A 13,658-nucleotide genomic window follows, 5' to 3' on the forward strand; every position below is an offset into this window, starting at 1 on the left:
GGAAAATAGACGGATGTCGGAGGAACGGCAGAAGATCATATTCGTATGTTCGGACGCGGTCGGGGAAACCGCCGATGCGGTCGCCAGAGCGACGGCCAGGCAGTTCGCCACCGAGCAGGTGAAGATCAAGCGGTACGGCAACATCAAGCACGAAGACGAGATTAAAGCGATTATCGCCGAAGCGGTCCAATCGGGCGGATTCATCGCCTACACGCTGGTCCAGCCGGAGCTTCGCGAGACGATGCGGGAAGAGACGATTCGCCTCGGCGTCCGCGCGGTCGACGTGATGGGGCCGATGATGCAGGCGTTCATCGATACGTTCAACGATTCGCCCAAGTACAAGCCGGGCCTGCTGCACGAGATGGACGAGAACTACTACCGCAAGATCGAAGCGATCGAATTCGCGGTCAAGTACGACGACGGCAAGGATGCCCGCGGGCTGCTTCAGGCCCAGGTCGTGCTGGTCGGCGTTTCCCGCACTTCCAAGACGCCGCTCAGCATCTATCTCGCGCACAAAGGCATCAAAACCGCGAACTATCCGCTCACGATCGAAGTGAAGCCTCCGCAAGAACTGTTTACCTCCTCCAGCCGGCTCATCGTCGGCTTGACGATGCAGCCCGAACGGCTGCTTAAAATCCGGACGGAACGGTTAAAGGCGCTGGGATTGCCGAGTCAGGCGAACTACGCGTCCATGGACCGGATCGAGAAGGAGCTCAAGTTCGCTTCCGATATTATGGAACGTCTAAGATGCCCGGTCATCGACGTGTCCGAGAAAGCGATCGAAGAAACGGCCGGTTTAATTATGGAGCTGCTGGTTCCTTAAGCGACAAAGCCTGAGCTATCCGAAGGAGTCGTTCCCGCGGATCGCTCAGGCTTTGTCGGTCTCGTCCACTAGATGGATCAGCCGAGAAGCTGGCGAATCATTTGTTGCTTGCGTCCCGAGCAAGGCAACCGTTTCGAGGTGTCGTCGAAGAAGAGATGGTGTTCGCCGATGACGGAAATGTTTCTGACGTTGACGTAGCAATCGGACGAAACGCGGAAGAACGTCGCGGAATCCGCGATGAGGCGGTTTCTTTCATCGGCGGACAGTCTCTTTTTGATGTTGTAATTCCGTCCGTGAAAGCTGATCAACCCGTGTGCCCCGACCTTGAAGAACAACGTGTCTTGGCGCGGATCGAAATCCTCGTACACATTTTTCTCCTGAAGCGCTGCATTCATCGTTTCAATCCCCCTTATGAAGAATGACATTGCTTTGGTAGCGCTTTCAGTATAACATAGTTTTTTGAGTTTTGGGAGACTTTCCGAAAAAAATTATAAAAAATGACAACGGGCGATATCAGTTAAACCGGCGGACGCTGCGAAGAGGCTGTTACATAAGTAGGGGCGTACCAGATTATCGATGAAAAGAAGGAGATAGATGCCCATTACCATGCATCCATCGATAATCGTTTGGTACGCCTTTTTTTACTTATGAGATTGCCTCTTCACAGTTTGACCTGTATAGCCCCGTTATTCAACCACGCGAACGCGAATGACGTTCCAGGACGCTTTGCCGAGCGTCGCCGTGATTTTAGAGCCTTCGCTCGACGCATTGCCGTTATCGCGAGGCTTTACTCGGTCCGGCGAAGCGGCCGTATTAGTCGCTTTCAAATTTTCGTGCTCCAGCACGGAGTGGCCGATCACTTCGCAATGGCCGAAGCTTCTCAAGTCTACCTCCAACGGGAGCGCGTTCTCGAGATCGCGGTTGACAGCGAACACAGTCACCTCGCCGGCCCGGTCGTCGTAGACGGCGATCGACTCCAGGTAAGGGATGTCCGTAATGTCCTTCGTATCGTATTTCGGGGACTGCACGAGCGGCACGAGCGCCTGTCCGCGGCCGTAGACCGAAGCGTGAAGATAAGGATAGTAGATCGTTTGGGCCCAAGCCGCGCCGCCGTTCTCCGTCATAATAGGCGCGATGACGTTGACGAGTTGTGCGAGACAAGCCATTCTGACGCGGTCCGAATGCTTGAGCATGGCGATCAGCAGGCAGCCGACGACGAGCGCGTCCTCCATCGTATAGACGTCTTCGAGCTGCGGCGGCGCGACTTGCCATGGCTCGATCTTCTTGTCCGCATCGTTGGAATGAAACCAGACGTTCCATTCGTCGAACGAGAGCATCATCGTTTTCTTGCTTCTTTTCTTGGCTTTGATGTAATCGCAGGTTGCCGTCACGCTGCGGATGAAATCTTCCATCTCGAGGGAACGGCCAAGGAAAGTGGCCGTATCGTTGTCGGCATTGCCGTAATAGCTGTGCAAGGAGAGATAGTCGGCATGCTCGTAAGTATGGTCGAGAACGGTCGCTTCCCACTCGGGGTAGGTTGGCATTCCACGGCCGGAGCTGCCGCAAGCGACCAACTCGATGGAGGGATCGACCCACTTCATGACCTTCGCGGATTCGGCGGCGATCCGTCCGTATTCTACGGCCGTCTTGGAGCCGATCTGCCACGGTCCGTCCATCTCGTTGCCCAGGCACCAGGTTTTGATGGAGTGAGGCTGCTTGTAGCCGTGGCTGATCCGCAGATCGCTCCAGTACGAGCCGGAAGGATGGTTGGCGTACTCGACGATATTGCGCGCTTCGTCGACTCCGTGCGTGCCGAGGTTGATCGCCCACATGACTTCAGAGCCGGCGGCGCGAGACCAGTCGGCGAATTCGTTCAAGCCGAACAAATTCGGTTCGACGGTCCTCCAGGCCAGTTCCAATCTGCGCGGACGCAGCTCCTTCGGTCCGATGCCGTCCTTCCAATCGTAGCCGGAGACGAAGTTGCCGCCGGGATAGCGGATAATCGGGACGCGCAGATCTCGGATCAGCTTGAGGACGTCCTGTCTGAAGCCTTGGCTGTCGGCCTGCGGGTGGCCCGGCTCGTAAATGCCGCCGTACACGGCGCGGCCCAGATGTTCGATGAACGAACCGTAGAGGCGGTCGTCGATCCGGGAGATGACGAAGTCTTTGTCGACGATCATGGAAGCTTTGCGTGCGGTCATGCAGGTAACTCCCTTCAATTAGTTAATAATTATATTAATCAATAAACAAAAATAGTATTTCAACTAGTATTTAACACGACATAGGAGTAAAATGCAAGTATTGAATTTGCGCCGTGATTTGCGTTTTGATGAATTTATATTTATATTAATTGGCGGGACATGGAGGAGGCCTGGGACGATGATTAAAGCGAATACGGACCGCAAGTGGCTTCCTCTCTACGAAGCGCTTGCCAGCGACGTCCGATTGACGATTATGGAGATGCTGGCCGAGAATCCGATGAACGTGAAGGCAATCGCCGAACGTTTGGAGCTCAGCAGCGCGATCGTCACGATGCACGTGCGCAAGCTCGAGCAGGCCGGCCTGATCACAACGAAGATGGTTCGCAAAAACGGCGGAACCCATAAGATGTGCTCGCTGGCCGAATCGGCCGTCGAGATCGAGCTGCCGAACGCCCGCTCGGAAGAGCGGGAGCACTACGAGCAGTCGATTCGCGTCGGCCATTACACTTCTTTCGAAGTGTATCCGACTTGCGGCCTGGCTACGCGGGAGAAGTTAATCGGCCAATTCGACGATCCGCGCTATTTTCTCGACCCTGAGCGAGTTAATGCATCGATTCTCTGGTTCGGGCGGGGGTATGTGGAGTACAAGACGCCGAACTACATTTTGCCGAGCCAGCGGCTCGAAGAGCTGGAAATTTCGTTCGAAATCGCGTCCGAGGCGCCCGGAGTGAACGAACACTGGCCTTCGGACATCCGCTTTTATTTGAACGGAGTATATCTGGGGGAGTGGACGAGCCCGGGCGATTACGGGACGGAAGCGAGAGGACGCTTTACGCCGGAATGGTGGGGAATTCAGCTGAACCAGTACGGACTTCGCAAAATCATTCGCGTGAACGGCGAAGGGTGCTTCATGGACGGACAGCGCATTTCCGATACGACGCTTGAGGAGCTGCGGGCGGATCAGCCGTTCTGGACGCTGCGCTTCGCCGTCGAGGAAGATTCTCGCCACGTGGGGGGCTTGACGTTGTACGGAGCCGGCTTCGGGAATTATAATCAAGACATTCAATTTCGCGCGTATTACAGCCATAGGAGAGAAACGAACCGATGATCAACCGCAAGATCACGCCTTCCGAGAGCGGCAAGAGACTGCATCGATTTCTTAGAACCCTGATGCCCAACCTCCCGCTGGGACAAATCTATAAAATGATCGACAACGGCAAAGTCAGAGTGAACGGCAAGCGAAAAAATCAGAACTACGAGCTGGCGGCCGGAGACGAGCTCGTCCTGTACGTAGAGGAAGACGCGTACAAGGAAGCGAGCATCGGCCAGAAGAAAGCGAAGTACGTCGGAGTGAACGCGAACGTGGACGTGCTGTACGAGGACGCCGAGCTGATGGTTGTCAATAAGCCGGCGGGGCAGCTGACTCACCCGGATCAGCCGGATCAGAAGGACACGCTAGTCAATCGCGTGCACGCCTATTTGTACCGCAAGGGGGAGCTGGACAGCCCGTTGTTCATGCCGGCTACCGCGAATCGGCTGGACCGCAACACGAGCGGCATCGTTCTCGTCGGCAAGACGGCGGGCATGCTTCATCAGCTGAATCAATGGATTCAAAAACACGAGATGCAAAAGTATTACTTGACGATCGTGGAGGGACGTCTGAGCGGAGAGGGCGAAGTGACGGGCGAGCTCGTGCGGGACGAGAAGAGCAACCGGACGAAGGTGGCCGAAGCGGGAGCCGAGCAGGCGAAGTCCGCGGAAACCCGGTACAGGACGCTGCAGACCGGCGACTCCCATTCACTGGTCGAGATCGAGCTGATTAGCGGGCGCACGCATCAGATTCGCAGTCATTTTCAACATATCGGGCATTCCTTGCTCGGCGACATCAAGTACGGCGGCAGGAGGTTCGGGGACGTGAATCACCAATTGCTGCACGCTTGGCGCATCGTCCTGCCGGACGGCCGGGAGTTCAAGGCTCCGCTGCCGGCCCGAATGCGCGAGGTTGCCGCTCGTCTGGGGTTTCATTCGAATCTGGGTGTGTAGAATGAAAGAATACGCGGAAAGTTTGGCGGAATGGTTCCGCGACCATGCGGACTCGGCGAAAGCTTCTCCTATGGAAGCTTACATGCGGGGCAAGTTCCCGTTTCTGGGGATAAAGACGCCCGAGCGCAATCGGCTGACCAAGGAGTTCTGGTCGCGGCACGGTATCCCCGCAGGAGACGAGCTGCTGGATGTCGTCAAGCGTCTGTGGTCGCTGCCGGAACGCGAGTTCCAGAACGTGGCCATGGCTTTTCTCGGAAAGCATGGCAAGCGAGCAAGGGAAGAAGATATCGAGACGTTCGAAGAACTCGTCGTGACGAAATCTTGGTGGGATACGGTCGACTACTTGGCTTCCCATACGATGGGCGATCACTTGGCGAAGTATCCCGAGCTGATCCCCCGCTATACGGAACGCTGGATCGCGTCCGAGAATCTCTGGCTGCGCCGAACGGCCATCCTCTATCAGCTTAGGTACAAAGAACGTACGGACGCCGGCAGGCTGTTCCGTTATATCGAAAAATGCAAGGAAGAGAACGAGTTCTTCATCCGCAAAGCGATCGGATGGGCGCTCCGGGAGTACTCGAAGACGGACGAGTCCGCCGTGCGCGCTTTCGTGGACAAGACGCCGCTGTCTCCTCTAAGCGTTCGCGAGGCGCTTAAGTTCGTCTCCCGTTAAAAATGGACACAAGATGGACATGGTTTTCCCCCCAAGCGGTTGGTAAGATGAGAAATAAACCCGCTTAAACGGAGGTTATCATTCCATGCTCGCAACTGTTCTCGGAAGGCTTCGCGTGATCGGCATCATTGAAGCGGTCTCGTTCCTCGTTCTGCTTCTGATCGCGATGCCGCTTAAATATTTCGCCGATTATCCGGACGCGGTGACGGTGGTCGGAATGGCGCACGGCGTGTTGTTCACCTTGTATTTGCTCGCCGTCGCCAACGCGCTGGCGGCGCGCAAGCTGAGCTGGGCGATGTCCGCATTCGCCGTCATCGCGGCTTTTCTTCCTTTCGGTCCGTTCATCGTAGATCGCAAAATCCGTTAAACGCCGGAAGGTTCGACTTCGCCCGATTGGAGAGAATCGACGATTATGCGTCATGAAGACCGCAGCAGAATTGAGGATATTATCCGTTATATCGCAGAAAATTTGGACGCCAGGCTGGATCTGGATACGCTCGCGGGCAGAACCCATTGGTCGAAATATCATTTCGGCAGATTGTTCGCCGCGGCTACCGGAACGACCCCGGTCGCCTATGTGAATCGCAAGCGAATGGAACGGGCGGCGAGCGAGCTGCTCCTGTCCGATCTGCCGATCTTGGAAATCGCGCTGCGGTGCGGCTTCGAATCGACCTCCGCCTTTAACGCTTCCTTCAAGAAGCATTACGGGCAGACGCCGAGCCGCGTGAGAAGCCAGGGGCGGCAAAATCGCAATTTCGAGCTATTTTCCGGCAACGTTCAGGAAGTCTCTTCGAGGGAAACGGGTTACGATGGAAAAGCAAGTAACCGTTTCTTGAGGAGGCTGTGGGAAATGAATATTCGAATCGCAACTTTGCCGGATCTCCAGGTCGCTTACGCGAGGCATGTGGGCAGCTATCTGGACACGTGGAAAGCTTGGTCTGCGCTTGGCGCGTGGACAAGCCAGCACGGGCTTTATCCCCCGGAGAGAGCCTTTATCGGCATCTCGCTGGACGATCCGGCGACGGTCGAGGAGCAGGCTTGCCGGTACGACGCCTGCGTGACGCTGCCGGAAGGGTTCGCCTGCGAGGAGTCGCCCGATATCGGCTATCGCTCGCTGGCGGGGGGACTGTACGCCGTCTACCCTTTCTACGACACGATTGATCGCCTGGGTCTCGCCTACCAGAGCTTGTACGGGCAGTGGCTGCCGAGCAGCGAATACGAAGCGGACGCTCGGGACTGCTTGGAGTTCTGCCTGAACGATCCTTCTCTCGACCCGGAAGGCAAAGCCAAAGTCGACCTGCATATTCCGATCAAAGTGAGAACCTCCGTCTGACGACGGGGGTTTTTTGCTGTTCGGGCGGTGGTTGTGTTTCGTTCACATTCAGTTCATAATGTCGTCATATGATTACTTTTACATATTGCACGACTTTTATTCTGAGACTCCGGAGTTGATGGCTAGTGTTGAAGCTGTTTCGTTATTTGAAGCCTTACCGGTGGGCGGTCGCGGCGGTAATGGCGCTGGTGCTGCTGCAATCGTTAAGCGAGCTGTATTTGCCGACGCTGATGGCGGACATCGTGAACGACGGTGTCGTAAAGGGAGATACTCCCTATATATGGAAGATTGGAGGCTTCATGCTGGCGGTCACCGCCGTAGGAACGCTCGTATCGATCGCGGCCAGCTATTTGTCGGCGCGGATCGCCGCCGGATTCGGAAGGGACGTTCGCAGCAAGACGTTCCGGAAGGTGGAGAACTTCTCGCTGCTGGAATTCGATAAAATCGGCACAGCCTCGCTCATCACCCGTACGACCAACGATATTACGCAGGTACAGTCGGTACTGATCATGATGATGCGAATGATGGTTATGGCTCCGATGATGTGCATCGGCGGCCTGATTATGGCGATCTCCAAGGATGCCCGGCTGTCGCTCGTATTCGTAGGCGCGATTCCCGTGCTGGCGCTGACCATCTATCTGATCGCGAGCAAGGGAATTCCGTATTTCAAAGCGATGCAGAAGAAGATCGACAAGTTAAACCTGGTGCTGCGCGAAGGATTGACGGGCATCCGGGTCATTCGCTCGTTCAACCGGCTGGAGCACGAAAGCAAACGATTCGAAGAGGCGAATGGAGACTTGACGCAGACCGCGATCAAAGTCAACCAGATTATGGCTTTCATGATGCCGATGATGATGCTCATTCTGAACTTCTCCTCGCTGGCGATCATCTGGTTTGGCGGGCTGCGGGTGAGCGGCGGCCATATGCAGGTCGGAGACTTGATGGCGTTCCTGCAATACGCGATGCAGATTATGTTTTCTCTGCTGATGGTGTCGATGATGTTCGTCATGGTTCCTCGCGCTTCGGCTTCCGCGGTGAGGATTAACGAGGTTCTGGAGCTTCAGTCGTCCGGTACGGAACAGGGCGCTAAGCCTTCGGCGGGGGAGAAAAAGTCGGCGGTTTCAAGGTACGGCGAAGTAGAGTTCGACCGGGTGTCGTTCCGATATCCGGGAGCGGAAAATCCGGCGATCTCGGATATCAGCTTCCGCAGTTCGCCAGGCGAAGTGACCGCGATCATCGGCGGAACCGGCTCCGGGAAGTCGACGCTGATCAGCATGATTCCGAGATTTTACGATGCGGAGGAAGGGACAGTGCGCATCGACGGCGTCGACGTGAGAGATCGGTCCGTGGAGGAGCTGAGAGCGACGGTCGGACTCGTGCCTCAGAAGGCTCAGCTGTTCACGGGGACGGTCTCGGAAAATATCCGGTACGGGAAAAACGACGCCTCCGACGAAGAGGTACGGTATGCGGCGTCGATCGCGCAGGCGTCGGATTTCATCGAGAAGCTGCCGGAGGGTTATTCGTCTCCGGTCGCGCAGGGCGGGACGAACTTGTCCGGCGGACAGAAGCAGCGCTTGTCCATCGCCCGGGCGCTGGTCAGGAGACCGTCGATCTACCTATTCGACGACAGCTTCTCCGCGCTCGACTTCAAGACGGACGCCAAGCTCAGAGCCGCTCTCCGAAGCGAGACGACCGACGCAACCGTCATTATCGTCGCGCAGCGCGTGAGCTCGGTCATGGACGCGGACCGTATCGTCGTGCTGGACGATGGCCGGATTGCCGGAATCGGCAATCATAAAGAGCTGATGGCGACCTGCGAAGTGTATCGGGAGATCGTGTCTTCGCAGCTTTCGGAGGAGGAAATCGCATGAACGAATCGCGCGGCAAGACGCCGGGGAGAGGCCCGGGAGGTCCCGGCATGGGGCCTGGCATGGGCGGCGGTATGGGAGGCATGGGCATGCCCGTGCAGAAGGCGAAAAATTTCAAAGGCACATTGCGCAGGCTGATGGGGTACCTGCGTCCTCAGCGGACAAAGCTGATTGCCGTGCTGATTACGGCTATTCTGAGCACCGCGTTCGCGATCTACAGTCCGAAGGTGCTTGGAGAGGCGACGACTAAGCTGTTCGCAGGCATGATGGGCAAAATCCAGGGCGATCCGAACGCGACGTTCGATTTGCCGGGCATTTGGCAGATCGTCTTGTTCCTGGCGGCGCTGTACCTGATCAGCTCCTTGTTCAGCTATATTCAGCAGTTTCTGATGGCCGGCGTGGCGCAGAAGACGGTATACGGTCTGCGCAATGAAGTGAATGACAAGTTGGGCAAGCTGCCATTGAAATATTTCGACGGACGGACGCACGGGGAAATTCTGAGCCGGGCTGTGAACGACGTCGACAATATCAGCAATACGCTGCAGCAGAGCTTGACTCAACTGATCACGTCTCTAATCACGATTATCGGCGTCATCGTCATGATGCTGACGATCAGCCCGTGGCTTACTTTGATTCTGCTACTGACGCTCCCGCTGTCCATGATCGTTATTCGCGGGGCCGCGAGCCGGTCGCAGAAGTATTTTAAGACGCAGCAGGCGGAATTGGGCCAGTTGAACGGACATGTGGAAGAGATGTATTCCGGCCACAAAATCGTCAAGGCGTACGGACAAGAGGAAAATTCGGTCGCCAAGTTCGACGGGATTAACGAGCGATTGTACGAGTCGGGTTGGAAAGCGCAGTTCGTGTCGGGGAACATCATGCCGCTTATGAGCATGGTCAGCAACGTCGGCTACGTGTTCATCAGCGTCGTCGGCGGTATCATGGTGGCGAAAGGCTCGATCACGATCGGGAACATTCAGGCGTTCATCCAATATGCCCGGCAGTTCTCGATGCCGCTCGTGCAGACGGCGAACATCGCGAACGTGATCCAATCGACGATCGCTTCGGCTGAGCGCGTGTTCGAGCTGCTGGACGAGGCGGAGGAAATACCGGAAGCGTCGGCGGATCGGGCGGTCATCTTGGCTTTACCGCGCGGCGACGTGGCCATGCATGGCGTAAACTTCGGGTACAAGGAAGACGCGATGCTGATCGAGAACATGGACATCGACGTTCGCAGCGGCCAGACGGTCGCGATCGTCGGTCCGACGGGGGCCGGGAAGACGACGCTCGTCAACCTGCTCATGCGCTTCTACGAAGTGAACGGAGGCAGCATCACGATCGACGGAGCGGACATTACCCGAATGAAGCGGGGGCATCTGCGCAGCTTGTTCGGCATGGTGCTGCAGGATACGTGGCTGTTCAACGGAACGATCCGCGACAACATCGCCTACGGCCGCATCGGGGCGACCGAGGGGGAGATCGTCGAAGCGGCCAGGGCCGCGCATGCGGACCATTTTATCCGCACGCTGCCGGAGGGGTACGACACGGTGCTTAATGAAGAGGCGTCCAATCTGTCGCAAGGGCAGAAACAGCTGCTGACGATCGCGCGGGCCATTCTTGCCGATCCGGCCATCCTGATTCTCGACGAGGCGACGAGCAGCGTCGACACGCGGACCGAGGTCCACATCCAGAAGGCGATGCACGAGCTGATGAAGGGCAGAACGAGCTTCGTCATCGCGCACCGTCTGTCCACGATCCGGGACGCCGACCTCATTCTCGTCATGAACCACGGCAGCATTATCGAGAAGGGCACGCACGCCGAGCTGCTGTCCCAGGGCGGCTTCTACGCCGACCTGTACTACAGCCAGTTTACCGGCGGCAGCGCCAAAGCCAGCGTGGGATGATTCGAAGACTCGCTGGCCGGGGACATCGCGAATAGCGTTCGTCAATTCGGGGCCTTTTGCCGATATCCCATTGGGTCAGGAGTGTGGGAGGAGCCGTCCAGTTGCGGCTCCTTTTCTCGGAATCCCTTCGGGTCAGGAGTGCGGGAGAGTTGTCGCGTGAAAGCTTCGATTATTTGTCTCTCGTATTTCTCGTCGGCCGGCAAGTATGTTATGATTTTGGAAGATTGTCGGGTATTTGCTATTCGAGAGGAGCAGTGAGAGGCGATATGGCAAGTTTTGAAGAAGTGGTGCGCAGCAGACGCAGTATTGGCAAAGTAAAAGGGGATCCCGTACCCCGGCAGCTGGTGGAGAAGCTGATCGAGGCGGCCGTATGGGCGCCTAATCATCATAGGACGGAACCCTGGCGGTTCATTGCGATGACCGGTGAAGGCAGGAAGACGCTCGGCGAAGCTTATGCGGATATCGCGTCCGCAGGGTGGGGCGATCTGACGGAGGAAGAACGCGCGCAGCGCCATGAAGCGGAAGTGGCGAAAGCGCTTCGTGCTCCAGTCGTTATTGCCGCCGTATGTTCGCCTTCCGACGACCCGCGAGTCATCCCGCAGGAGGAGCTAGCCGCGGCGCACGCGGCGGTACAGAACCTGCTGCTCGCGGCTCACGACAACGGGCTAGGCGCGGTATGGCGTACGGGCGCTCCGACCTATCATCCGAAGATGAAAGCGGCGTTTAAGCTCGAAGAGCGGGAAGAGCTCGTCGGCTTCGTATACATCGGCTATCCGGACATGCCTCAGCCGGCCGCAACACGAATTTCCGGCGCAGAGAAGACGACCTGGCTGGAAGAATAAACAGACGTTTATGTAAAATTGCATAAGTTGCCGCAAGGCAAGTGACGATCCTCTTAGGCAGATTGCCGCGATCAAACGCGCAGCGACTCGCCGAAGGGGATTTTTCATTTGAATCCGGAAAAAGTGACGCCTTGACAAACACCGAGAATCAGCAAGTAAGTTTGGGAACGTATCACAATACTCGTCGTTATGCTCTTTGATGTAGTTGATCGATAAAACTTGCGTATAATCAAACTTTCCATTGATTCCTTATAAAGGGTTGTGTTTAATTATGGAAGTAGAGTTGTGTTTCTACTTTTCGAGCGAAAGATGTTTGTTTAATGACTGCTTATAGGGTATTGGTGATTCTTACTTAACCGAATACCGGGTGTAGTCCTTATTGACTATAACCCGACTTTTTGGCTTATCGCCGCGAAACAGCCGCTTCTTAGGAGGTTGCTTGTTCGCGTTATTTTTATGTCCAAAAACTGTTTTGCTAACAAACGATTGGAGGGCTTCATAATGAGCGAAATAATAAACGAAACTCTAACACAGGTTTTGAGTAAAGTGCTTGGTTCAAAAATAATCCACGTTGATTTCCAAACCGAGCAATTACATGGCGGTACATTGGGGGACGTGCAGCTTGTAACGGGCAATGCCACTACCGCTGACGGTAGGGAAATCCCCTTTAAAATCGTTTCAAAAACGCAGAAGAAATGGGAGCGCTACGGCGATCCCGATTCATGGCGTAGGGAGTATGATTTGTATAAATCCAATTTTGGCGCTCTATTTTCCGAAGGATTCCGTTGGCCTGAATGTTATCACGTTGAAATGAACGAAGAAGCAACTGAAACGCGCATATGGATGGAATATATCGAGGGCATATCGGGCTTAGACTTGACTGGCGATATGTATGAACGTGCAGCCGAGGAATTAGGACGATTCCAAGGTAAGTTGTATGGCGAACTGCCAGCTTTTTTGCAGGACCTGACCAACTTGAGCGAAGTGGAGTATATGAAGAACTTCTATCTTCGATATCGTTCATGGGAAAGAGTGTACGACTATTTACGCTCCGACGATTGCGAAATTCCGAAGCACCTCTGTAAAATGCTCATAGACATTGATGAAAGCGCAGATGAAATATTCAACCGTATCGAAAAGCCGCCCATCGTGCTGTGCCACAAGGATTTTTGGGTGGCGAACCTATTCGATTCAAACGGTAAAACCATAGTCATCGACTGGGATACTGCCGGGTGGGGCTATTTAGGTGAAGACTTGGCAAGCCTTATCGCGGACGAAGCCGATGTTGAACATATGGTTGAATACTACCGCAGATGTATCCCGGCGTATTACAAGGGCTTTTCGGAATATGCGGATATTTCACGCATCACGGATAATTGTGTTTATGAGATGATTCTACTTCTGTTCGGATACCGGCTTGTCGAGTGGTATATGAACGCAGAGGAAGAAAACAAACTCGAAGAAACGGATGATGAAAAAATGCTGCACATCCATACTCTTCAAAAAATCTTTCAAATCCGCCGAGAGGACGCCCACTTCAAGCGACGTTGGGGCTAAGTGGGTGGTGAATCGGCGACTGCTGCGGATTACCTTCCAAGGGCCTATGTATTTCATTCATATTAGGGTAAAATGAAGTGAGATACGGGAACATATGTGCGTGGGTTGAAGGAGGTGAGATCATGGCAGAAACCACCTACAAAACGTTTCAGATGTGGATCAAGCCAAGCCACCGCTTATTCTCCTACCTCGAGCAAAGGTGTCAGGAAGCCAAGCATTTATATAATACGACGAACTTTTATATCCGGCAGGTGTTTACCTCCTTCCGGCAGGACAAGCCGCTTCAGCCTCTGCAGCTGGAAGTGCTGAACACCCTGCAACAATACATCGGACCCATGAATGAAAGTCAGTTTGAGGCGTATTGTTCAAGACTTGACAGGGAACAACGCAAGCCCGCAGAAGAGCGCAGGGATG

12 protein-coding genes and 1 pseudogene are annotated in these 13,658 nt (G+C 55.1%); 11 read left to right on the forward strand and 2 right to left on the reverse strand.

Annotation, left to right across the window (positions count from 1 at the left end; all coding sequences use genetic code 11):
- Window positions 1-13 precede the first annotated feature (13 nt).
- Entirely contained in the window at window positions 14-823 is an 810-nt protein-coding gene (locus ACESLM_RS23050; protein ID WP_372634828.1) for a pyruvate, water dikinase regulatory protein, read from the forward strand.
- Window positions 824-900: 77 nt separating this feature from the next.
- On the opposite strand, the gene ACESLM_RS23055 is transcribed toward ACESLM_RS23050, so the two are convergent.
- Window positions 901-1,218 carry a LytTR family transcriptional regulator DNA-binding domain-containing protein gene (locus tag ACESLM_RS23055; protein WP_094050421.1) on the reverse strand — a complete coding sequence of 106 codons (318 nt, stop codon included), beginning with the start codon at window positions 1,216-1,218 and terminating at the stop codon, window positions 901-903.
- 291 nt (window positions 1,219-1,509) lie between these two features.
- On the reverse strand, window positions 1,510-3,024 hold the full coding sequence (gene arfA, locus ACESLM_RS23060; RefSeq protein ID WP_372634832.1) for an arabinosylfuranosidase ArfA: 1,515 nt from the start codon (window positions 3,022-3,024) through the stop codon (window positions 1,510-1,512).
- A gap of 178 nt (window positions 3,025-3,202) precedes the next feature.
- On the opposite strand from arfA, the gene ACESLM_RS23065 reads away from it, so the two are divergent.
- From ACESLM_RS23065 to ACESLM_RS23110, 10 genes and pseudogenes are all read left to right on the forward strand, one after another.
- Complete coding sequence (locus tag ACESLM_RS23065) at window positions 3,203-4,132, forward strand: ArsR/SmtB family transcription factor (protein ID WP_372634835.1); 930 nt, start codon at window positions 3,203-3,205, stop codon at window positions 4,130-4,132.
- Window positions 4,129-5,067, forward strand: coding sequence for an RluA family pseudouridine synthase (locus ACESLM_RS23070; RefSeq protein WP_372634838.1), 939 nt, complete (start codon window positions 4,129-4,131; stop codon window positions 5,065-5,067). The genes ACESLM_RS23065 and ACESLM_RS23070 overlap by 4 nt, the downstream gene beginning before the upstream one ends.
- 1 nt (window position 5,068) lies before the next feature.
- Window positions 5,069-5,740, forward strand: coding sequence for a DNA alkylation repair protein (locus ACESLM_RS23075; RefSeq protein ID WP_372634840.1), 672 nt, complete (start codon window positions 5,069-5,071; stop codon window positions 5,738-5,740).
- Window positions 5,741-5,825: 85 nt separating this feature from the next.
- On the forward strand, window positions 5,826-6,107 hold the full coding sequence (locus tag ACESLM_RS23080) for a DUF3817 domain-containing protein (RefSeq protein WP_372634843.1): 282 nt from the start codon (window positions 5,826-5,828) through the stop codon (window positions 6,105-6,107).
- A gap of 45 nt (window positions 6,108-6,152) precedes the next feature.
- Window positions 6,153-7,073: an AraC family transcriptional regulator gene (locus tag ACESLM_RS23085; protein WP_372634846.1), complete on the forward strand. Its 921-nt coding sequence runs from the start codon at window positions 6,153-6,155 to the stop codon at window positions 7,071-7,073.
- 125 nt (window positions 7,074-7,198) lie between these two features.
- Complete coding sequence (locus tag ACESLM_RS23090) at window positions 7,199-8,944, forward strand: ABC transporter ATP-binding protein (RefSeq protein ID WP_372634849.1); 1,746 nt, start codon at window positions 7,199-7,201, stop codon at window positions 8,942-8,944.
- On the forward strand, window positions 8,941-10,845 hold the full coding sequence (locus ACESLM_RS23095; protein ID WP_372634852.1) for an ABC transporter ATP-binding protein: 1,905 nt from the start codon (window positions 8,941-8,943) through the stop codon (window positions 10,843-10,845). The genes ACESLM_RS23090 and ACESLM_RS23095 overlap by 4 nt, the downstream gene beginning before the upstream one ends.
- 266 nt (window positions 10,846-11,111) lie before the next feature.
- The gene (locus ACESLM_RS23100) at window positions 11,112-11,687 is read left to right on the forward strand and encodes a nitroreductase family protein (RefSeq protein ID WP_372634855.1); all 576 of its coding nucleotides are present in this window, start codon (window positions 11,112-11,114) and stop codon (window positions 11,685-11,687) included.
- Window positions 11,688-12,188: 501 nt separating this feature from the next.
- Complete coding sequence (locus ACESLM_RS23105; protein WP_372634857.1) at window positions 12,189-13,244, forward strand: aminoglycoside phosphotransferase family protein; 1,056 nt, start codon at window positions 12,189-12,191, stop codon at window positions 13,242-13,244.
- Between the two features lie 122 nt (window positions 13,245-13,366).
- Window positions 13,367-13,658: pseudogene (locus tag ACESLM_RS23110) on the forward strand (RNA-guided endonuclease InsQ/TnpB family protein); the annotation flags it as partial.

Origin of the sequence: Cohnella sp. (assembly GCF_041641335.1) — a bacterium.
Taxonomy (GTDB): domain Bacteria; phylum Bacillota; class Bacilli; order Paenibacillales; family Paenibacillaceae; genus Cohnella.

Excerpts from the sequence above, each read along its gene's own strand:
- ACESLM_RS23050 (WP_372634828.1), top strand. The coding sequence starts at position 14 with ATGTCGGAGGAACGGCAGAAGATCATATTCGTATGTTCGGACGCGGTC.
- ACESLM_RS23055 (WP_094050421.1), bottom strand. The coding sequence starts at position 1,218 with ATGAATGCAGCGCTTCAGGAGAAAAATGTGTACGAGGATTTCGATCCG.
- arfA (WP_372634832.1), bottom strand. The coding sequence starts at position 3,024 with ATGACCGCACGCAAAGCTTCCATGATCGTCGACAAAGACTTCGTCATC.
- ACESLM_RS23065 (WP_372634835.1), top strand. The coding sequence starts at position 3,203 with ATGATTAAAGCGAATACGGACCGCAAGTGGCTTCCTCTCTACGAAGCG.
- ACESLM_RS23070 (WP_372634838.1), top strand. The coding sequence starts at position 4,129 with ATGATCAACCGCAAGATCACGCCTTCCGAGAGCGGCAAGAGACTGCAT.
- ACESLM_RS23075 (WP_372634840.1), top strand. The coding sequence starts at position 5,069 with ATGAAAGAATACGCGGAAAGTTTGGCGGAATGGTTCCGCGACCATGCG.
- ACESLM_RS23080 (WP_372634843.1), top strand. The coding sequence starts at position 5,826 with ATGCTCGCAACTGTTCTCGGAAGGCTTCGCGTGATCGGCATCATTGAA.
- ACESLM_RS23085 (WP_372634846.1), top strand. The coding sequence starts at position 6,153 with ATGCGTCATGAAGACCGCAGCAGAATTGAGGATATTATCCGTTATATC.
- ACESLM_RS23095 (WP_372634852.1), top strand. The coding sequence starts at position 8,941 with ATGAACGAATCGCGCGGCAAGACGCCGGGGAGAGGCCCGGGAGGTCCC.
- ACESLM_RS23100 (WP_372634855.1), top strand. The coding sequence starts at position 11,112 with ATGGCAAGTTTTGAAGAAGTGGTGCGCAGCAGACGCAGTATTGGCAAA.
- ACESLM_RS23105 (WP_372634857.1), top strand. The coding sequence starts at position 12,189 with ATGAGCGAAATAATAAACGAAACTCTAACACAGGTTTTGAGTAAAGTG.